Below are 20,456 nucleotides of genomic sequence, written 5' to 3'. Positions count from 1 at the left end.
GGCGCAGGGCTTTTGTGTTGAAGGTGCCGGGGTGGGTTTAGTAGAGGATCTTGAGGCCGAACTGGAAGATGCGGGGCTCGAAGGTGCTGGTGATCTGGCCGCCGCTGGTTGGGTTGTTGAGGCTTGCCGGGGCGGTGCTTGTGGCTGCGGTGCTCAAGGTGCCGCTAAGACCGCTGCCGGGGATGTAGAAGTTAGTGTGGTTGAAGAGGTTGTAGGACTCTGCGCGGAACTGTACTCGCAGGCTCTCTAGCGGGGTATTGAAGGTTTTGTTGAGGGCTACGTCGGTCTGGTAGAAGGCCGGCGAACGGCCCGGGTTTCTTGAGGCGTTGCCGAAGGGGCTCACCAGATTTCCGTTTCCGTCCTTGGTCTCGGGAAGGGTGTAGGCGGCGAGGTTGATGTACTGAATGAAGCCGTTGCTCAGCTTGGTTTTTTTGATGGCTGGCTGACCGGCTACGACGTTGGGGCGGTATTCGTTGGCGCCGCGATAGGTGGCAGCGATCTGCGGGGAGACGGCGTTGGCTGAGTTGGGGGAGTAGCCGATGTTGTAGGCAGTGCCGGCCTGCATGGTGTTGATAGCGCTGATCTGCCAGCCGCCGAGGAGAGTATCGGTGACGCCGTTGGCGGTGTTGAGGAAGTGGCGACCGTGTCCAAAGGGCAGGTCATAGACGAGGCTGGTGACGTTGCTGATGGGCAGGTTGTAGTCCGACTGTCCGTAGTCGGCCGAGATGTTATTGGCGTCCTGAGGAGAGGGGCTGTTGCCTTCGAGGGAGGCGCTGGCGTTGTCGAGCGAGTGCGACCAGGTGAAGGAGTTGAGGAGGGTGAGGCCGGCGACGAAGCGCTGTTCGTAACGAACCTGAAGAGCGTCGTAGTGCGAGTAGAACTCGTTGAGGGCCGCAGTGATGTCGCTGGGCCAGTTACCATAGGGGCGGGCGAATCCGTTGGAAGGATTCTTCTGGTTGGCGTTGAGAAAGCCCTGAAGCTTGCTGCCGTGGTTGCCGACGTAGGCGATGTCGAGGAGCGTGTTCTTGGCGAGCTCCTGCTGCACGCTGAGGAAGTAGCTCTGGACGTAGCTGTCGCGGGTGTTCTTTGGCACGTAGGTGATGTTGTCGGTGGCCGGGTTGAAGGTGGTGGCGATGCCGGTGGGGAAGCCCTGGTCGGTGGTGACGTAGCAGCTTGCAGAGGCTCCGCCTACGGGGCAGTGGTTGGTGGTGCTTGGGGTCTTCTGGGTGACGGAGACGAACTGCGCCTGCGGGGCGTTAATAGCGAGGATGTCGCCGGAGCCGGCGCGAGTGTAGTGGACGTAGCTGGTGCCGTAGCCGCCGCGAATGGAGGTACGCGGAGTGGCAGCGTAGGCAAAGCCGAGGCGGGGAGCGAAGTCATTCAGGTCGGGGTTGACGAGAGTCTTGCCGTAAGTTCCGCCAGGGGAGACGGGGGTGATGCCGTTACCGGCGACCGCGCCTGGAGTGATAGTGAGGACAGTCTGGGTGATGGGGTCGAAGTTGGAGATGTAGTTGTGCTGCTCAGAGTAGGGCGAGCCGTACTCCCAGCGGAGGCCGAGGTTGAGGGTGAGTTTGGGATCGACCTTCCAGTCGTCCTGGGCGTAGACGCTTTGCAGGGTCTGGCGTAGGTGGGCGACGAAGAGGTTGGCGAGAGAGTAGTTGTTGGTGGTGCCGAAGAGGAAGTCGGCCCAGTAGTTGTCGGCGACAGCGCCTTTGATGTCCGCGCAGGATTGGCCGTTCGGATTGGTGGGAACCTTGACTCCGTTGACGGTGGAGCTGGGGCAGAGGCTGAAGCCGCCGGAGTAACTGAAGGAGCCATAGAGGGGGTTGTTATCGTTTACGGCCATCCAAATGTGCTCGTACTCGTAGCCGAACTTGAGGGAGTGGTGGCCTTTGATCCAGGTGAAGTTGACCTTCGGATCGATCAGAGCGGGATTCTGCCACTGGGGGTTGGTGCTCTGTCGGCCGAAGGAGGTAAAGCCGCCGTTGATGCTGGTTGAGGGAAGACCGCCGGCGACGGTGGGATCGGAGGGCAGACCGGGGATGGAGATGGCGTTGTCACCGATGGAGAGCGAGTACTTGCCGGCTTTGGTGCGCGAGAGGCCGAGGCGCGCATCGACGACCTTGTTGGCACCGATGAGGTGGGTGTAGCCGAGGGCTATCTGCTGGTCGAGGACGCGGATGGTGCCGTTGGTCTGGCCGTCGAGGGGGAGCGGGAAGATGGGATGGTTGACGCCGGTCTCTTTGCGATCGGAGACGCGGAGGAACCAGGAGCTGCTGGGGTTTTGCTGGTAGTCGAGACGGAGATCGCCTTTATCGGAGTTGTCGGTGAAAGGGACCTGGGTGGCGTAGTTGTCTTGTGCGAGGCCGCTGGTCGAAAGGCCTGTGCCCTGGGTCGGGATCTGCTTGAAGAAGCCGATGATCTGTTGAGAGACCGGGTTGATGGCAGCGGCGGGGATGACGGTGCCTTTGGGGTAGACGACGCCGGTGATGGGATTCTGCACGTCGACGACGAGCTTGCCGTTGAGCTCGTTGGTGGTGGGGACGGTGTTGACGCTGAGCGGCTTGAGGACCTGACGGAAGCCTTCATAGTCGACGAAGTAGAAGAGCTTGTCTTTGAGGATGGGGCCGCCGAAGTTGACGCCGAACTGATTGCGGTTAAAGGTCGGCTTCTTGAAGGGAACGACGTTTCCGCTGGTGCCGACGAGGGTGGGCTTGAAGTAGCCGGCGGCGTTGAGGTCGGTGTTGCGGATGAACTCGTAGACGGTGGCGTGGAAGCGGTTGGTTCCGCTGGCGGAGGCGACGTTGATGGTGGCGCCGGAGGAGCGTCCATACTCTGCGCTCTCGTTGTTGGTGACGATCTGGAACTGGGCGACGGAATCGGGCGGGATGGCGATGATCTGGTTGTCGAAGCCCTGGTTGCTCTCGCCGTAGGCGTTGTTGTCCATGCCGTCGAGGAGGAAGTTGTTGAACATGCTGCGCTGGCCGTTGATGTTGTAGGCTCCGGCGCGGACGAGCGAGCTGATGGAGCTGGTGGTGGCGGCGGTGGGAGCCTGGCGGGAGCCGGTGACAAGGCCGAGGAGGTCAGAGTAGTTGCGGCTGACGAGCGGGAAGGCGGCGCTTTGATACTGGGTGATGGTCTGGCCCCGCTGGCTGGTCTCGGTTTCGATCTGGAGGGCGACGTCGCTGACTTCGACGGTGGTCTGAGTGGAGCCTACCTGGAGCGAGAGGTCGATGCGCTCTCGGACGCCAACGGAGATGGTGATGTTATTTGCTACCGCGTCCGAAAAGCCGGGAGATTTTGCAGAGATGGTGTAGACGCCGACGCGGAGGGAGGGGACTTCGTAGTCGCCTGAGGTGTTGGAGGTCGCCTTGGCGGTGATTCCGGTGGCGTTGTTGGTGATGGTTATGGATGCGCCGGAAAGAGTGGCGCCACTGGAGTCATGGATTGTTCCGACAAGGCTGCCGTTCTCGTACTGAGCTTGCAGATTGGAGCACAGGAAGAAAAATAGTATGGCCGCCACAAGGTTGGATGCAGTAGAAAATCTTTTTTTTCGCATATCCCTAAGCTATAGGGCTGGCGATTAACCTCCGATCAATGAGGTGTGAATGGGGGATTACGGGCTACGTATTGTTGGGGGTTATCAATGAATGTTTTAATAGCTTTCCTGTGGCGGGATTGTCAAACGACTGATTATAACTACCGAATGTCACTCTCACGCGACGCTTACGCCGACACCTATGTCTTGCAAACTTTCGCGTAGGCTCAGCCACAATGGGTTTAGTCATAACGAAATGTATGGACTCGACGGCGATTTCGCTCCTGTCGGACGGGTGTCCGCGGCCCGGAGTTATAGGGTGGCGGAAGAGGAGGGATTTTCTCTAGTCATTTCCGAAGGTCGCCTGAAATCTTGCAGATACATCGATTCAGCCGCTCCGGGTGCGGTTTTTGTGGCCTTCGCCACATCGTGGATCATACCGCTCCGTACCACCTTATATCAACGCGAAACGCGAAAAAGTGTAGCAAATGTGTAACACAGTACGGGAAGAATGGTCGACCATTCTTCCAATTTGGCTCTGTGCGTCCAGACACTCTCAGAATATCTGCGGGAAGATTCGCATGCAACTTAACCCGCCCAGTGCGTGGGTTCGTGACTCGGTTCATCCGGTTCCACACCACGGTCCCTACGTGGCGTTCCTGCCGGAGGATACGGCGAACGCGCGTCTGGTTCCACGGACGTTCAGCTTCCCAACCTTCGGGGCAGTAACGTGTTCGGCATTCCATGTCCTCCGATTCCGGGAACGGTCACGCCGCTGGCTGACATCTCGAAGATACGCCGCACCGTCTCGGCCTCGGCGTCTAGGATTTCAAGTTTCATTCCCAAGACTGATGTGCGTCCCTCCGCGTCGTCGCTCGTCGTAGTCTCTCCGGGAATACTCCGATACACTGTCTCCCGTTAGACAATGAGAACGGCGCGAAAGCTGGCTAGGCCGGATTCGAGGTTCTCGATGATCTCCTCCGCCAAGGTGTCCAGCTCTAGAAGGATCTTCCAAGCGAGACTTTCTACAATTATGTCTAAGGGCTTTCTTTAAGTGCGAGCGGCCTTCAAGGAGTTGATGAAGTAGCTGGAAATATTATTTCGGGAAATTGTGTTTATCCGAACGGATTTTCGAAACATACATTGAACCTAGTTGTTTACCGATCGGACCATAAAGCGAACTTTCGCATAAACTCATTGCACTATAGCCAAGCGTAAACGAAGCGTAGGCTCTGTTGCCAATGAGTTAGTGAAGAAGGCCCGTGAGGCGATGCTCACGGCAGTGCAAATCTACAATAACCCCCAAATTGAATTCAAGTCAGAGCTATTTATCGTCACGACTGTTGTAGCGTGGACATACTTGCTCCATGCTCATTATCGGAAGATACGCGTGGAATACCGCCAACTCAACCCTAATGGGAGACCGAAGTTTCTCAAGACTCGTTATGGCGCTGAGAGGCATTGGAGTCTGGAACAGTGCCTCGATTCTGTACAGTGTCCGGTCGATCATCTCGTCAGGTCAAACTTGATGTTCCTAATTGGGATTCGCCATGAGATTGAGCATCAGATGACCATGCGTATTGACAGTCAGCTCAGTGCAAAGTTTATGGCCGCTGCGCTTAATTTTAACTCCGCCATCAAGAGGCTGTTCGATTCTAAGTATGGGCTAGAGAGTGAGCAGGCGTTTAGTATCCAATTCTCCACCATCGATGAACGAACCGCGAAGGAGTTGGCGAGCCAAACCGATCTGCCGCCACACATCCGCTCCTTCGTCGCTCAATTTGAGGCGGAGATGGGGCAAGATGAGTTTGACGATCCTCGGTACTCCTACCGCATCGCCTTTGTAAAGAAGACCTCTCAGAACAAAAATACTGCGGATCGGGTGGTCGAATTCATTGCAGCGGGTTCTGAGGCAGAGAGCATGATGAATAAGGTCATCCTCAAGGAGACTGAACGTAAGAAATATAAGCCGGGCACCATCCTAAAGATGATGAAAGAAGAAGGCTATCGAAATTTTGGAATGCATCAGCATACGGAACTCTGGAAGGAGAAAGACGCTAAGAATCCCAAAAAAGGATACGGCAGCAGTGTGGAAGGCAGTTGGTATTGGTATGAGAACTGGGTTTCTGTAGTTCGAGAGCATTGCAGACTAACAGCAGAGCAGAGGGAGCCGCTTCTGCCGAAAGAGCCTATGGCGGCTCGACACCCTGCACTCCAGTCCATCCCTGATGTCGTGGGTAGCGATCGCCTGGCCTAATGCGAAACCGATCGGCGTCCGGTCGATTCATTTTTTGGTAAGTACCATCATTCTCGAGACATGATTGGCTAACGCGTTCATAAAGCCAGCGGCTTCAACTCGGCTGGCCGATGATCATGAATCTGGACTCTTCTAGACCTATTACTTCCATTCAGCTGCATCGCTGTCTCGCGAGAGAATGGAGGTTGGAGTACACGATTCAACAGAATTATCGGCGTTGTCGGATTAAAGAAATTGCTCGATTCAATTGATCGGGAGTCGGAGGATTTCTGAAGAAATAGTTCTTACCAACCTGGGTCGACTCCCAATCGTCAGCAGCGTCTGATGCGCTGGTGAGTACCCAAGTAGAGGCTATGAACTCCAGAGGCGAGCCATCAGGCGCGGTTTCATGAAGCTGTCCGCTCCAAGCGCAAGTTGACGGTTCGGGCTTGTCGGCATCGGGTGGCTCAAAGGCCACTGCCCAGCCGACAGTTTGGCTCGTTCCACCCGCTGCGTCGCAACCACCAGCAAGGCCATAGTTACGTTGCTGTGCGGACCCTACCGCAGTGTGGTAAGTCCCCGTGATGATACGTGGGTCGTTTCCCACTGGAAAGATCACCATCTTGGAGCCGAGTTCGTTCCACCACTCTCCAATGATCGACATGCGCCAAAGATTAGCACGATTAACCGTGTTGCAAAGGTATGCCGCAACCGGTGGACGTTGATGTGGGAGAAGCCCAATTTCCGGCACCAGGCGTCCAAGGTGTATTGAATCGCTCGGACAGACATCCGCTGCTTGCGTTCGGAAAGAAACAAAGCAGGGTTGTCGTCTCGACGAGCCTCAACATATTCGGCAAACGCGAACACAGTTGTTTCATCCACGTAGAACTTCCGGCGTTTGCCGCCTTTCCCCACGACCTGTCCAGATCCAATAACATGTACCTTTCCCTTTGGGTCAGTCTCCTGGTCGATGCAGATTGAATCACGGTTGAGTTGGTGGACCTCGGATACTCTCAGTCCGGTCGCGAGTAGCAGGCTGAAGAGGACTCGATCTCGGACATTCGGGATGCTCGCCAACAGCAAATCCAGCGTGTAGTCTTCGACCGGCTTCGGCTCGTTGTTTTTCTGCCACCTCCTGGACAAGTCCTTTAAAGGATTCCGGAGCTTCGGATCGCTGACGCGGACGAACTCAAGGTAACTGGATACGGCAGCCAGACGGCGTGCAATAGAAGCATCGGCGAGTCCTGTCCGTCCGAACCTAGGATTTGGCTGCTGTCGCATGTATTCGATGTACTCACTGACGAGCGCGTGATCGACCCGACTGATGCGGGACACCGACCGGTCCTGGAGAAAGGCTCCAAACAGTTTGAGGTCGTTGCGATACGCCTTAATGGTTTGTGGACTACATTGTTTCAGAGTGTGCAGGTGATTCAAAAACGGCTCAAAATTCATGGAACCTTCTCTCCTGGCTCGTATTTCATCCCGTTCGTCTGGAAGCGGCTAAACACTACTTTACCGCATGTAGTCGCACTTAAGTGCTTTATAAACAGCATTATATAAACGTTGCGTGTAACCTCGATTACACGCAACGTTAGCGAACGCCGACCAATTGCGACTTTACAGCTGTCACCTGTCGCCACTTCAGAAGTTCCGCAGGAGTAAGGGATTTGGTGCGTGGCACGGATTGCTTCTGCTCATCGGCAACGCGCATTGCCTCCTGGTAACCGCGACGAGAGACTGCCGGGTCGACCTGGGCGTATCCGGCCATCGAGTCAAAGCTAACCCATCCGCCCGCGGCCATCACCGTTGCCGCGTCGGCACCGCCGGAAACGAGGTTAGTCGCCATAGTATGGCGAAGCCGGTGCGTCGACCACCTGTCCAAACCTGTGTCGTTGACCTTCTTACCCCTGTATGTCGTGCAAAGAACGCGCTTGAACTCGTCGGCGAGGGCTTTACACGTCAACATATTCCCTCGGGTGTTGTAGAACAGGTAATCGTGGCCACACTCGGGGTCACGTTCCCGCATCCAGGCGTCGCAGCACTGTGCGGTTTTGTGCGAAAAGAAGGCCAATCGCTCGCGTTTTGTCTTGGTCGGTAAGCCAACAAAGATACGCTGTTGGACCATGTCAATATCGGCGACACGCAGTCGACAGATCTCGCTAATACGGAGACCGGCTTCCTCGGCAATGGCTGCTGCGAGCCGCAGGCGTGAATTACCCCGTTCCCGAAGGAGCTTCCAAATGAAATCGATCTCATGGTTTGCGTAGGGACGCGGGCTGCGCCGCTTCTTCCGCTGGTTGTGAATCAACCCAACCACCGGATTCCCGGCCTTCCGACGACCTTCGGCAATCATCCACTTAAAGAATGTCAAGACAACTGAAATGTCATGAATCGCACCGCGACGGCCCGACTTCTCCGCCCACACAAGGTATTGGGTTACTGTCTTGGGAGCAACGTCTTCAAGGGAAGCGATGCCCTGTTCGTTCAGGAACAGGAAGAAGGGACCGAGCCCAGTCCGAACTGTCGCCAGATTTTCATAGTGCAAAGTGGCGAAGCCATTCAGATACTCATCGACAAGCTCTCGGAATGGCCCGCAGCAGTCTGTCAGATATTTATTGATGAGATAGTCGCTCAGATGCCTTTTCGACACGAATACAAGTCCGGTAGCCGTTTTTCGCTTACACGGTCGCAGAACATCCTGACCGCAGCCACAACCGCACGTCAGAACCAGGTTCCCCTTTAGGTGACGGTGATACCAGCATTGTGCCGAGCAGGTGAGGTAACTGGACCGAGACCCGTACCTACCCTCAGGAACATAGTTGTTGCAGTCAGCACCCTCGCACCTGCGTTCATTGGAGCCAACATAGCGACCACTTTTTATCGCCTTGACGACCACCGCGCATTCAGGCTTTCCGCAGAAGTGATATTTCGCCCCCGGCCAGACTTGATGGGCGGGAAGAGGTGCGGTACAGATTGGGCAGGTTCGTTCACCTGCCTCGTATTTTGGCATCATCTCGCCTTTCGTCATTGGGGCCTCCTCTCGGCAGTACTTTTGTAGGACTCGATCAATTGATCGAGATCCCTGGAATCGAATCGTTCTTCGCCAGCGATGCGCAATGCCGTGATCTGGCGCGTATTGATGAGTTGTTGAACCTTCTCTTCCGGCAGCTGAAGTAACGACTCAATGTCACTTCGAAGAAGGAGTCGGCGCTCGTCTCGTAGTAATCCGAGCGGTTGTTCTGCACTGAGACTCATAAAACCTCTTTCTGTATCGACTCTTCGGGAAGAATTTCTTCCTTGGAGGTAAATACCGAAATAGAGGTTCGAGGCTGAATTATCCCAAAATATTTCTAACGAGGCATAGGTCAGTGCATCTGGCGGTCCCATGCGTCGCACACTTGCGAGTCCACCCCAGTCGCGTAACTCCTAGGAGTTGTAATATTCGTCCCGAGCGTTGCCGACGGCATGCACTCATTGGGTGGACGCGAAGTTCAGCCCGGTCGTCGGTTACAGCTCCTCCTCAATACGCGCCTGGTTGCGAGCGGCAAACTTGAACCAGTCCTCCGTGCCCGGGATTAACCTGGTCATCGTCGAAAGCGACCTCCATCCGCCGATTATCATGCACGAGTCGAGGCTCGCTCCAGAATTGACCAGGCGTGCAAAGAACGTGCGCCGCAGGAGGTGAAGTGTGACTTCGCTAACGCCAATACTGTCGCAAACGGTGCGAAGCTGATGAGAAACGCGGTGGAGGAGGGCCCGAGGTGACCTACCCAAGATGTATTCCGCTTCCGGTCCGCGTTCACGACGCACTTCCAGAACCTGAAGGGTCTTCGGTCCGAAAGGTACATAGCGTTCGAACGCACTCATCGTGTTCGCGAGAATGAGCCTACGCCGGTGAACATCGACATCGGCCCAGCGAAGCTGACACAGTTCGCCCGTCCTTATACCCGTGTTCGAGATGATCGCCGCTACTTCGCGCAAATCCCGCATGCTCTCATCTTTTTCCAAGAGATCGAAGATATGGCGGAGTTGATCATTGGAGAGCGCGTATCTCTTGCCGCTGTTCGCGTATGCGCGATGTGTCGACCGAGGTTGCGCAGGGTGCTTCGTTGTCATGCGTGCAGTGGCCTGAGAGCTGATGGCCGCCGCCTTCTTCGTTGCCTTGCTTCCTTTTCTCTTCATCATTTACGACCTCCAAAGGTAGATACCTCTTCTGTGCCTTCCGCCCGAAATATCGGAGTTAGGTTTCCCGTTTGTTTCGACACTCGGGATATCACTACACCTGTACACTCGCCCGCCCAATCGATTTTGGGGAACATTTCCCATAATTCCCCAGTAGCACGATCACCCACCCGCCCGGGCTTTGGAGGCGCTACGTGTAAGCAGAGTGCGGAGGACGGCGGAGACTCCTGCGTTCAACCCGTGTTCTCTCGCTCTATTTCTCATCGTGCAAATATCCTCTGTAGGCAGATATGAATTGATCTCTCCTGGCCAATGCGATTCGGGGAATATTCAATCGGCGAATTCGCGCAGCATGCCTCGGCCATACCGTGACGATGCGTCGCCGACTTTGGGGGTTGCGCTGCGAAGGGACGATGTCGGGAGTTATGCTTGTTCGGCATCAACATACGGCACCTCCACCGAAACCGCTGAAGGTCGCATTGATCGTCTCCCGCACCTGATCGTCGGGCTAATCGGCAATATAGGCAAGGGTGGTGGTTGAAAAATCCGTGTGCGTTAGATATCGCTGCAAGGTCTGAGCGGGCATCCCTTACAACTTTGCTCGGATTCGACCAGAGAATCACATCAGCGATGGCCGCTGGCTTCTCAGATCTCCTCCATTTTCTTCTGCCTCGCGGATCCCGATCGCGCGATACACGTCCGCGCGATCGGGATCCGCTGGTCTGATCATCTTCACGTCGGCGGCAAATGTAATAATCTCCTCTTCCTTCCGTCCGAGCTTGACGGCCAAAATCCAGTGCTTGGGCACGCAAGCTGTGAGCACCGCTGGCTTCTTTGCCCGAAATCGACTCAAGAACGGGTGGAGGTTGGCGACGTCCTTATTTAAGCTCCAACAGATCCCCGGTAATGACGCCGAGTTAGCATCACATCCACGGTAGATGGTCACAACCTCAGGAAGCGCATCGTAGGCTGCATTCTCATCATCCGTCATCATGAGCCTTACCGGTCCGCGATGGGGAAGGGCCTCTTGCAATTCCGGCTGGAAAAGGCCGATCCCCCGGTCGCACCTGGTCCACTGGTCGCCCAGCAACGTAAGCCAATCCTCATAAGTCGGCTTGGGGTAGCGCTTCCCATTCCGGGGATTGGCCTCAAACAACAGGTAGGCCATGACCTCGCCGCTGCCCTTCTCTGTTGCCGTATCACTTGCTTCTTCAAGCGACATCATCGGGCGGGGCTTCTTTGGTACAGAACTTCGGCGGGTCCGCTTTTCTGCTTCTCGCGGACATCCACGAACTTCGCTGTCGTACTGTGCTGCTTTCGTAGTCATATACTGCCTCCTGTAGATAAATACTTCCGGTTCCCTCCCGCCCTGAATTACTGGATGAAGAATCTTGACCTCATACCCCAGGGTGAAGGGCCGCTACATAGATTTCGCTCTCCCAATCAAATCTGGGGAACATTTCCGCCATCAATTTCTAAGCTGCACGATGCCCCTAACCGGGGCGTGCATCAAGTTCCTGCTTCACTTTCCCCTCCTGTGCCTAACTGTCGAAGTCGTTCGCCCCTCGAGCCAGTCCGCCAACATCTGGGGGTCATACAGGTAAGCATTTCCTACCCGAACAGCGGTCAAGCGGCCACAGCGGACCCAATTGCACAGTGTGTTCCTAGTTATGCGGAGGAGGTCCATCACCTCCACCGTGGAGAGAAAGGTTTTCCTCTCCCGGAGTTGATCAATCAAATTCATGTCTTCACCCTTCTTCTCGGCCAAGCTCTTCATTGGCTCTAAAGGTGAATACCGTGGACGCGAGCTAGGCGCGATATTTGTGGCAAGATTCTTTTTGCGATTGCGACACGCAAGTCTGCGATGGGTCCGAAAGTGACGAGTGGGCGTCAACTTCGTTTTCTATTCCGTCCGTCGAGATAGGCAGCCCAGTCCTGAAGGTCGCGAAGGTTGCGTTCACCTGGCTTCGGGTTCGCTCAGAGCGCAGATCGGCAATTGCGATGTAGCGGAGAGTAGTTGCAAGATCCGAGTGGCCCAGCCAGCGCTGGATCGTCGTCACAGGAACCCCGGCCTCGTTGTGGAGCGTCGCAAACGTCTTGCGGAACTTATGGAGACCCCAGTCTTTGCAGGTCGGATGTGTGGCACAGCAACGTGCGGGCTTCAACTTCCCCTTTTTGGTCTTGTACGGCTTGCCAACGCATTCCCCACAGTTAAGCCCCGAGTGCAGAGCAAGTCCCTTGAGAAGTCGAAGGAAGTGCCCATTGGCTTTCCCGCCAGGACCGGGGAACACCAAGGTCGAGGTACTTGTCCGTTTTCTCTCCTTCAGGGAGTCGATAAGGGTATCGGGAACTGGAACGGACCGTTCCTGCTTGTCTTTGATGCGGAAGCCTGCCATTGGCTTTGACCTGACCTTGACGACTTTGTTTTTGAAGTCGATGTTTTGCCAAGAGCAGTTCATGACCTCCTGCTCCCTTAGCCCTGTGCCAAGGAAGAACTCAAACAGGAGCTTCTCCTCGTCATCGATGGCGGCAAAGAGTGTCTTAAGCTGGTCCGCGTCGTATGCCTCCACCTCCGGCTCATCGTACTGAGGTTTCTCCTCGTGTCCCAGGAGATCTACGACCTTGTGCTTCCGCAGGAGGGCTGTGATGCGGATGATGTGATTCGATATCGTCCGTTCGCTGAGACCCCGGCTACGCAAGAAGCCCATATGTGAGATGAGGTCATCGGAGGTGATCTCGGAGATTACCTTGGTCAAATACTGACTCGCGAAGAGATCCAGGATTCGATTTGCCTCCCGAACAGTTTTAAAAGAGCGACCGAGTTTCTTAAGCCTCTCGATATATAGATCAACGGCGGGAGCCAGGAAAACCTGAGATGAAGGCTGCGGAGGTTCGCCCGAAGGGCCAGGCGCACTCGTCGATTGCGACGTGCGTCCAAGCGCGACATCTCGGAGATCTTGTTCAATGTTCTGGAGGGTTGCGAGCGCAGCGTCGGCATCGCTGCCAACCATCTTCCAGATGCGCTTACCGTCACGCAGGAAGCGGAGGTAATAAATGCCCTCCGGATGAGACACTGGGTTGCCGCTGATCAAGGCAAATCCCGCACGCAGTGAACCGTTCCGGTTGAATGCCGCAGGAACGAACCTATAGCGGCGCTGCAACACACGGATTCGAATGTACAGACTTACCTTGGGACACTTCACGGCAGATCAACCTCTGAAGGTAAATACCGTCAGGGGCGACCGGACCGAAGTATCGGGCGCAAATTCTCTGCTCGGAGCTAAAAAGTGTCACACGATGTGTGACACAGGGCAGAAAACCTCGATTTCTGGGCGAAACTCGGGAAATGGCGGAAGAGGAGGGATTCGAACCCCCGATACCCTTTCAGGTACGCCAGTTTTCAAGACTGGAGCCATCAACCACTCGGCCACTCTTCCCTGTCTGAAGTTTAGTACGCAGCGAGCCATTGCGCAAAAAAAGATGACCGCCACTCGCCCCAAAATGTTATGGGGCAACGGGCGGATTCATCGGCGATCTGTGGAATCTATACTCTTGATAGCCGCGGCACAACACATGAAACATCGTGTAGTACAAGAAAGTGACAGCCAATACTTGTCGAACCCAATCCACGATCATGAACCGGAATCGTCGTCGACCTCCTTGCCTCATGATGACTCGTCGCATGAGGAACCAGAGGCCAGGCCTGCATGGCCGGAGCGCACACTCGTGTGGCTACTGGGGATTTATGGCGCAATTGGGCTGAGTTTTCTGGCGATTGTGCCCAAGTATTTTCTTCCTGCAGAAGATGCAATGATCTTGTTTGCTTACAGCAGAAACCTTGCGCTGCATGGTGTCATTTCTTTTTTTGCTGGCGGACCGCGCACAGAGGGAGCGACGGATTTTGCGTGGATGGCACTCGTTGCCGTGGCGATGAAGGTTGGCCTCGATCCGTACTGGTTCTCGGCTATGGTCAATGTGGGATCGCTGCTGGGACTGGCTGTGGTTTTGCTGCGGATGGCGCGGGTTCGAATCTCAACGCTTCGCGTGCTTACGATCGCAGGATCGGCGGCGCTGTTCCCACAGATCTTCGCGGCGGCAGCGGGGTTCGCGGTTCTTCCGGATGCTTTGCTACTTGCGACGGTGACTCTGCTGGTGATCGAGCGACGAGTGGCCTGGGCCTCGCTTGCCGCGCTGGTGTACTGCCTGTTCAGGCCGGATGGAGTGGTCTTTGTGCTGCCTCTGTTGGCTTACGCGGTGGTCTCTTCGAAGGAGAAGTGGGTAGAGCTGGGGAGAGTGGCGGCATTTTTTCTGATGCCGGGGATAGCGTACTTCGCGTGGAGAGTGCATTACTTTGGTGAACTTTTTCCGCTTCCGTTTCTCGTGAAGTCGGATGCGCGGCGCGTGCTGCGGCTGGTTGTCGCTCATTCGATGCAGCAGAGTCTCAAGTATCTGCTGTTCGACGCGGCGGTTCTGATGCCGGGGGTTTTGCTTCGCGGATTGCGACCAAGATATCTGTTTGTGAGTCTGATCGCGACTCCGACGGCGTTCTATTGGATGATGCGGCTGGATCAAAATATCGGCGGCCGTTTCTTCTACTATTTGCCGCTGGCGGCCGCTATTTTACTCGCGGTCCATTGGGAGCAGACAACACCGTCGTCGCGCAGGACGGTGTTAGGTGTTGGCTTCGTTGCGTGGCTCGTTTTGATCGCGATGCCGTTCTACCGCGAGCTTCGTACCTTTCGGGATATGCAGTTCAACGAGTCGAAGGACATTGCCCAGGAGTTGAGCACTATGCCGGAACATGGCTCCATGATTACGACGGAGGCTGGTTTTCTGCCCTACTATTCGGGGTGGACGACGTATGATCCGTGGGGCCTGAATACGCCGGAGTTTGCCCATCGCTTTGTACAACCTGAGGATGTCGAACGTCTACGCGTTGATGTAATTGTGGTGCATCCAGATCAGCCGGAGAGCTGCCTGATCCAACCCGGATGGCAGACACATTACGCAGGCCGGACATGGCCAAACCTGAGTCGAAACCTGGTGATTAGCGCTAAAGCATCGCGGTATGAGTTGTGGCTGGTCTCTTACGGGTCGGAGTTTTATCGGCAGCGAAGAGGTTGGCGCTATGGGGAGGGCGATCGCGAGTGCTGGTTTTTGCTGAGAGATTCACCGTTCTACTCCGGTATCGCTGAGGTGCTTGGCCGACACCATGGGGTTGGTCCGCCTGAGTCAATTCGTCTCGAGCAAGCGCACGCGCTGCACGCAACCCCATAGCTTCTGCCCAGAGCGCAGCGCCCTGTTTGGCACGCTTCGGTTACCTTCCGTTGACCTGCACGCAGCGTCTATTTACGAGTTTCCGATCGAGGCCGATAGAGTAGCCAGAATTGTTTCCCTGGGGAGTCTCCTTGCCTTTGCTGAAGTATCAACTGAAGCCGCGCCCGCGGATTGGGAATCAGATATTTTATGCCCTAGTTCTACTACAACTGGGAATCTCGATCGGCGGCCTGCTGGGTACGAACCCGATGCGGAGCGAGAAGTCAACCGTTCTGGTGCAGAGGGCTGAGCTGACGTTGTACCGGTCTCAGTTGGACAGGCTGCAAAACGCAGATGGGAGGAGCGCGAGGTGAAGTCTCCGGCACCGATGCGCCGCGCCGCATGGCAGCTACGCTCGCGTCTTCTCTGCGCACACTTGGGGATGCTGCATCCACGGGCTTTGAGACGGCCTCGCCTATTATTTCACGTCAGGCAGAGGCATTCCGGCTTTGTCGGCATCACCTGTCGTCGATGCGAGGTGGATTGCTGACTACGATCAGGGGCTGGAGGGGACGGCTCATTTGCTCGAACAGGAACGAGCCGCTACGAATGCGACGGAGGCAGGGTTTCTGAGGCAGGCCCAGAAAAATCATAGGATCCGGCTTTGGGTAGAGCGGATGGACGCAGCGACGCCGCTGCTTCTATTGAGCACCATCCTATGCATGGGCTGGCTGAAACCGGAGATGCGCCTCCAGGTGTCGCATTGCGTGAAGATCGAGATGGAGCTTCGACAGGAGAGAAGTTCTTTGGAGAACCGTATTGAGGCCCGTACCGCAGAGCTACAGTCCGAGGTCAAGGAACGGATGCGGGTGGAGCAGTTGAACAGGGGACGAAACCAGGTGCTCGAAATGCTCGCGCGTGATGAGCCCACGGAGGAGATCTTCCGTATTCTGGTCGAGGTGCTTGCAAGACATCGCTCGACCTGGGCATGCGCGCTTCACCTTCTCGAGGGAGGAGCACTGCATCTGAAGGCTTCTGCGGATGTTCCGGAAAAGCTCATTCGGAATTTGCAGCAACTCTCGGCCGGAATGACAGGCGTGCCCGAGTTGGAAGCGTTGAGCCAGAGCCAAGCGCTGATACTCGCCGACTTGACTGCAGAACGCAGACCATGGACCGAACTTTTGCGCGGCAATGGGATTCAGTCGTTATGGTCGACTCCGTTCTTTGGGCCGGAGAAGAATCCACTGGGGACGCTCACCATCTATGCGCTGCTGCAATATCCACCATTTCCGGCAGATCTTGAGCTTTTGGAGACGCACAGCCAGATGGCGGCGATGGTGCTGGAACGATGCCGCTTGCAGGAGGAGTTGCGCCGGCATGCTTACCACGACAGTTTGACCGCGCTGCCCAATCGTTTGCTAGGGCAAGAGAGGCTGGCGACTGCGATTCGCCGGGCCAAACGAAATGGCAAATCGATTGCGGTGCTTTGGATTGACCTGAATAGATTTAAACAGATTAATGATATGCATGGGCATGCGGCTGGAGACTCGGTTCTTCGACAGGTTGCCGAACGTCTTTCGAAGCGGCTGCGCGAGAGCGATACCGTCGCTCGGATGGGTGGAGATGAATTTATGGCCGTTCTTGAAGACATTCCGGGTCGAGCCGACGCAAAGAGGGTGGCCGGGGCTTTGCTCGAAACTCTGAAGCTGCCAGTTGAATTTGAGGATCTGAAGTTGAGCATAACGGCGAGCATCGGGATCTCTTTGTTTCCCGAAGACGGCGACTCGGCCGACGAACTGGAGCGAAATGCGGATCTGGCGATGTACGAGGCGAAGTTCGGCAATCACGGAACGCGTGCGTTTACCCCGATACTGAACCAGGCTCTGAGCGACCGTCGTGAACTAGAGGGAGAGATGGCCTCAGCGCTGGAGCATAGAGGCTTTGAGTTGCACTACCAACCGCAGTGCGACCGCGAGGGCCGTGTCGCTGCGTTTGAAGCTTTGCTGCGATTTACTCATCCAACTCTCGGTGTGGTGCCACCCTCTCGCCTGATACCGATAGCGGAGGAGAGCCAGATGATTATTCCGCTCGGCACCTGGGTGCTCCGCGAGGCGTGCCGGCAGAATCGACAATGGCAGCTTGAGGGCCATCCTCCTGTACGGGTTGCGGTGAATATCTCTTCGATGCAGTTCGCTCGCGAGGACTTCGCCGATCGAGTCGCAGAGGTTCTCGAGGAGACAGGGCTGTCCCCCGTGTTTCTGGAGCTCGAACTAACAGAGAGCGTGGTGGTTAAAGACTTCGCTGAATCGACGCGGCAGTTGCAGAGGCTCAAGCGACTGGGCGTCAGTATCGCGATTGATGACTTCGGCACGGGTTACTCTTCTCTGAACTATCTGAATAGACTTCCGATCGATCGGCTGAAGATCGACCGTTCTTTTATCCAGGTGCTGCATGAACCGAACAGCACTCTGCCAATCCTTGAGGCCATCATCTCTATGGCGAAGAATATGGAGTTGGGGGTCGTAGGGAAGGAGTGGAGACGGAGGAGCAAAGGTCGATGCTTTGTTTGAAGGGATGCGATCTCCTGCAGGGGTATCTCTTTTCACGTCCGGTTCAGGCCAATCGCGCAGCAGCTCTGTTGCAGGCCGAAACCCTGCACGTATCCGCAGAGCAGGAAGATGAGCGGATTGTCACTGTGGGTTGAGCAGAGAAGCGTGTACGCGGCGTGGTCGAAGGGTTCAATGATCTGCAACCTGCGTCTCCTTGTACCGCCCTCCCCCTGGGGGTATTTTATGGGGAAGTGGATTGGATGCAATGGATTAGCGGGAGGGGGTGTCGCTAAAGTATTGGATCCATGGTGGTTGAGGCTAAAATACTTGTTTTGTGTGGGTTAGGGCGGCCGCGGGCGTATTTGCCTTTTCGCGGCGTTAGAGCGATGTGCGTGGCCATGGTGTGTTGTGGTCCTTTCGTGGTGCGTTGGTGGTGATTTGTGGTGAGTTAAATGCGAAGGGCTGCCACAGCTTTCGCCGCCGGCAGCCCTTGGGTGGATCTCTTACTTTTAATTGTAACGAATTGGATGTAACTCATACGCCAACTTTGGCGAAGATTCTTTGAACTATTTTTGACTCACCCGGGAGCTCGCGCAGGTTACGGACACAACTTTGGCTAGAGCCTGTTATGAACTTTAGCCAGTGCAATGTGAAGTGCCCATGGATATGCGCTCGTATCGCGACAGTGCCCACAGAGAGAAGGACAGGGTGCAGACACTTAGATAGGCAAAGTTGTACCGCAGCTTTTCCGAGTGGAGGGCGAAGGAAACGACGAAGGGCGCAAGCATCACGAAGCTGGTGATGCTGAAGGTGAGTAACAGACGCGGGAGGTTCATGCGCACAAAAAAGGTGGTGCAGGCCACCAACACGGCGAGCAGCGGAAGGGTCCAGCGAGGATGAAGTGCGCTCGGGATGTACCGTAGCTTCACTGCATTTTGGTCAAGCTGCTGCAGGAGACGCGTGAAGGTATGAGGAGCGAAGATTGGAAGAGTGACGGCGGCGGCGGCGATAAGAACGATGACAAACAATGCTCCGGTGCGAGAGCGTGAAGTGCGTTGCAGTGTAAGCGCCAGCAATGGAATAAGAATAACCGCATAGATGATGCGTGAAGAGAGAGTGACTCCCAGAAAGAGCGCGGCAGCAATGCTGGCATAGAATGCGCGGTCAAGCGACCGAATGAAGAGTGCGACGGCGATTGTTAGATAGAAGAAGTTGGTGAGATAGTCGCCGCCCGAGGTGAAGTCGCTGAGATTTCCAGGTGCCAGCAGAAGAAACACTGTGAGGAAGAAGAGAGCGGTTGCACGGTGGCGGAAGAAGCGAATCGCGAAGACGAAGAAGAGGGCGAGCCAAAGGAAGTTTTGCCAGGCAATGTGCCCGAGCACGAAGAAGGGTGCGGTTAGCAACATGGCTCCGGGCAGGGGGGTAGGCGGGTTGCCCAGGAAGGTATGGGTATCATAAGGGTACTGGTGGTGGTGGACGGCATTGAGTTCTATGCGGAGAGCATCTTCCCGGTCAGAACCAACGTTGAGGGTGTGTTTCGGGGAGATGGGATAGAGTACTGAAAATGCTGCAGTGAGAATGAGGAAGAGAAGCAGGAGCCAGCCGACGCTGATCTGACGTTGTTGCTGGTTGAGTCGATCGAGCCAGTGCATTCCCTGAGCGATGAACAGAATACCGAGCAACATGGCCGCGGTGGCTTTGCCATGAGTCAGATACTTGTAGATTGCAGCCCAGGAGATGAGCTCCCAGGCAGCGCAGATGCTGAAGATAAGCAGAAACCGATGGACGGATGGATTCATCTTTTTGGGAACTATAGAGCGATCCCACCGTTACAGTGTCTCGGGCATGTATCAGAAATGTCATTTTTAGTGGGAACGACCTGTCACCTTGCCTCTGCGGTATTGCATCAAGATGAGTTGCGCCTAAAATATTTATTTTGTGCGGGTTAGGGGCGACGGCGGTGGCGCATTTGGGCTTTTCGCGTCGTTAGGGCGATATGCGTGGCCGTGGTGTGTTGTGGTCCTTTCGTGGTGTGTTGGTGGTGAATTGTGGTGAGCTAAATGCGAAGGGCTGCCCAGCTCTCGCCGGAGGCAGCCCTTGGGTTGATCTCTTCTTTAATTGTAGCGAATTGGATAGAACTCATACGCCAAATCTGGCGAAGATCTCCTGGATTATTTTTGACTCGCCTTCTCGCCCAGAAGATGTTGCGCAAGTTACGGCCACCACATTTAGCGACTTTGAAAGGCGGCATTCGGCGGGAGAGACGGATTTTTTGAACGGATGAATAATTGGGGATGAGTGTTTGATCGCGCCTGGGGAAGCGGGATAACTCCGGCTGAAGCGATGTCATCGTACCCGATCAAGAGCTGAAGCTCTTAGAAAAGGTAGTGGACACAATGGCTAAACAAGCACATATGGATGCTGCAAAGCATCACACCGAGGCAGCAGGTCACCACATCAACGCAGCCAATAAGCACGATACCGGCAACGTGGCTGAGGCGCACGAACACTCGCAGAAGGCCCATGAGTCATCGACGGCGGCGCATGGCAAATCGACGGATGCGCATTCGAAGTCTGCGGCATCGTCCAGCAAGAAGTAGTTCAGTAGCCAGAACGGATTTGAAGGGGCTGCGGTGATCCGTGGCCCCTTTGACATTTAAACGTTTTGGCGGCCAACTTCCCGTGACTAACGCAT

At 55.6% G+C, this 20,456-nt stretch carries 16 protein-coding genes and 1 tRNA gene; 4 read left to right on the top strand and 13 right to left on the bottom strand.

All coding sequences use genetic code 11. The features are described from left to right. Positions 1-37 precede the first annotated feature (37 nt). Together HDF10_RS08520 and HDF10_RS21380 are read right to left on the bottom strand one after the other, a co-directional pair. On the bottom strand, positions 38-3,523 hold the full coding sequence (locus tag HDF10_RS08520) for a TonB-dependent receptor domain-containing protein (protein ID WP_311732703.1): 3,486 nt from the start codon (positions 3,521-3,523) through the stop codon (positions 38-40). Positions 3,524-3,972: 449 nt separating this feature from the next. After that, a complete protein-coding gene (locus tag HDF10_RS21380) occupies positions 3,973-4,284 on the bottom strand; it encodes a recombinase family protein (RefSeq protein ID WP_183812401.1) in 312 nt (103 codons plus the stop codon). Positions 4,285-4,787: 503 nt separating this feature from the next. On the opposite strand from HDF10_RS21380, the gene HDF10_RS08510 reads away from it, so the two are divergent. Then, positions 4,788-5,795, top strand: coding sequence for a DUF3644 domain-containing protein (locus HDF10_RS08510; RefSeq protein ID WP_221271548.1), 1,008 nt, complete (start codon positions 4,788-4,790; stop codon positions 5,793-5,795). Positions 5,796-6,003: 208 nt separating this feature from the next. Here HDF10_RS08510 and HDF10_RS21375 read toward each other — a convergent pair whose 3' ends face one another. From HDF10_RS21375 to HDF10_RS08465, 9 genes are all read right to left on the bottom strand, one after another. Continuing rightward, positions 6,004-6,396 (bottom strand): avidin/streptavidin family protein, encoded by a 393-nt coding sequence (locus tag HDF10_RS21375; RefSeq protein ID WP_406706010.1) that lies wholly within the window; start codon positions 6,394-6,396, stop codon positions 6,004-6,006. After that, positions 6,390-7,226 (bottom strand): tyrosine-type recombinase/integrase, encoded by an 837-nt coding sequence (locus HDF10_RS08500; protein WP_183812399.1) that lies wholly within the window; start codon positions 7,224-7,226, stop codon positions 6,390-6,392. The genes HDF10_RS21375 and HDF10_RS08500 overlap by 7 nt, the downstream gene beginning before the upstream one ends. A gap of 139 nt (positions 7,227-7,365) precedes the next feature. Continuing rightward, positions 7,366-8,424 carry a tyrosine-type recombinase/integrase gene (locus HDF10_RS08495; RefSeq protein ID WP_221271546.1) on the bottom strand — a complete coding sequence of 353 codons (1,059 nt, stop codon included), beginning with the start codon at positions 8,422-8,424 and terminating at the stop codon, positions 7,366-7,368. Between the two features lie 374 nt (positions 8,425-8,798). Next, positions 8,799-9,029 carry a hypothetical protein gene (locus HDF10_RS08490; RefSeq protein WP_183812397.1) on the bottom strand — a complete coding sequence of 77 codons (231 nt, stop codon included), beginning with the start codon at positions 9,027-9,029 and terminating at the stop codon, positions 8,799-8,801. Positions 9,030-9,281: 252 nt separating this feature from the next. Further along, a complete protein-coding gene (locus HDF10_RS08485) occupies positions 9,282-9,959 on the bottom strand; it encodes a tyrosine-type recombinase/integrase (RefSeq protein WP_183812396.1) in 678 nt (225 codons plus the stop codon). A gap of 616 nt (positions 9,960-10,575) precedes the next feature. Then, positions 10,576-11,283, bottom strand: coding sequence for a hypothetical protein (locus HDF10_RS08480; RefSeq protein ID WP_183812394.1), 708 nt, complete (start codon positions 11,281-11,283; stop codon positions 10,576-10,578). Positions 11,284-11,478: 195 nt separating this feature from the next. Beyond that, positions 11,479-11,700, bottom strand: a complete 222-nt coding sequence (locus tag HDF10_RS21370; protein WP_406706008.1) for a helix-turn-helix domain-containing protein — start codon at positions 11,698-11,700, stop codon at positions 11,479-11,481. A 64-nt stretch (positions 11,701-11,764) separates the two neighbouring features. Further along, positions 11,765-13,159 carry a tyrosine-type recombinase/integrase gene (locus HDF10_RS21190; protein WP_183812390.1) on the bottom strand — a complete coding sequence of 465 codons (1,395 nt, stop codon included), beginning with the start codon at positions 13,157-13,159 and terminating at the stop codon, positions 11,765-11,767. Between the two features lie 144 nt (positions 13,160-13,303). Then, a tRNA-Ser gene (locus HDF10_RS08465) sits at positions 13,304-13,393 on the bottom strand. 472 nt (positions 13,394-13,865) lie between these two features. Between HDF10_RS08465 and HDF10_RS08460 the strand changes: the two genes are divergently transcribed. Both HDF10_RS08460 and HDF10_RS08455 read left to right on the top strand, forming a co-directional pair. Beyond that, positions 13,866-15,233 carry a hypothetical protein gene (locus tag HDF10_RS08460; RefSeq protein ID WP_183812388.1) on the top strand — a complete coding sequence of 456 codons (1,368 nt, stop codon included), beginning with the start codon at positions 13,866-13,868 and terminating at the stop codon, positions 15,231-15,233. A gap of 488 nt (positions 15,234-15,721) precedes the next feature. Beyond that, the gene (locus tag HDF10_RS08455; protein ID WP_183812386.1) at positions 15,722-17,782 is read left to right on the top strand and encodes a putative bifunctional diguanylate cyclase/phosphodiesterase; all 2,061 of its coding nucleotides are present in this window, start codon (positions 15,722-15,724) and stop codon (positions 17,780-17,782) included. A 32-nt stretch (positions 17,783-17,814) separates the two neighbouring features. On the opposite strand, the gene HDF10_RS08450 is transcribed toward HDF10_RS08455, so the two are convergent. Together HDF10_RS08450 and HDF10_RS08445 are read right to left on the bottom strand one after the other, a co-directional pair. Continuing rightward, on the bottom strand, positions 17,815-17,964 hold the full coding sequence (locus HDF10_RS08450; protein ID WP_183812384.1) for a hypothetical protein: 150 nt from the start codon (positions 17,962-17,964) through the stop codon (positions 17,815-17,817). Between the two features lie 432 nt (positions 17,965-18,396). Beyond that, a complete protein-coding gene (locus tag HDF10_RS08445; protein WP_183812382.1) occupies positions 18,397-19,560 on the bottom strand; it encodes a hypothetical protein in 1,164 nt (387 codons plus the stop codon). Positions 19,561-20,157: 597 nt separating this feature from the next. Between HDF10_RS08445 and HDF10_RS08440 the strand changes: the two genes are divergently transcribed. Further along, entirely contained in the window at positions 20,158-20,361 is a 204-nt protein-coding gene (locus HDF10_RS08440) for a hypothetical protein (protein ID WP_183812380.1), read from the top strand. Positions 20,362-20,456 lie beyond the last annotated feature (95 nt).

The sequence above is a fragment of the Tunturiibacter empetritectus genome (assembly GCF_014201375.1).
GTDB classification, from domain to species: Bacteria; Acidobacteriota; Terriglobia; order Terriglobales; family Acidobacteriaceae; genus Edaphobacter; species Edaphobacter lichenicola_D.
Note: the sequence above shows the minus strand (reverse complement) of the source record. Positions and strands in the feature narration are given on the sequence as shown.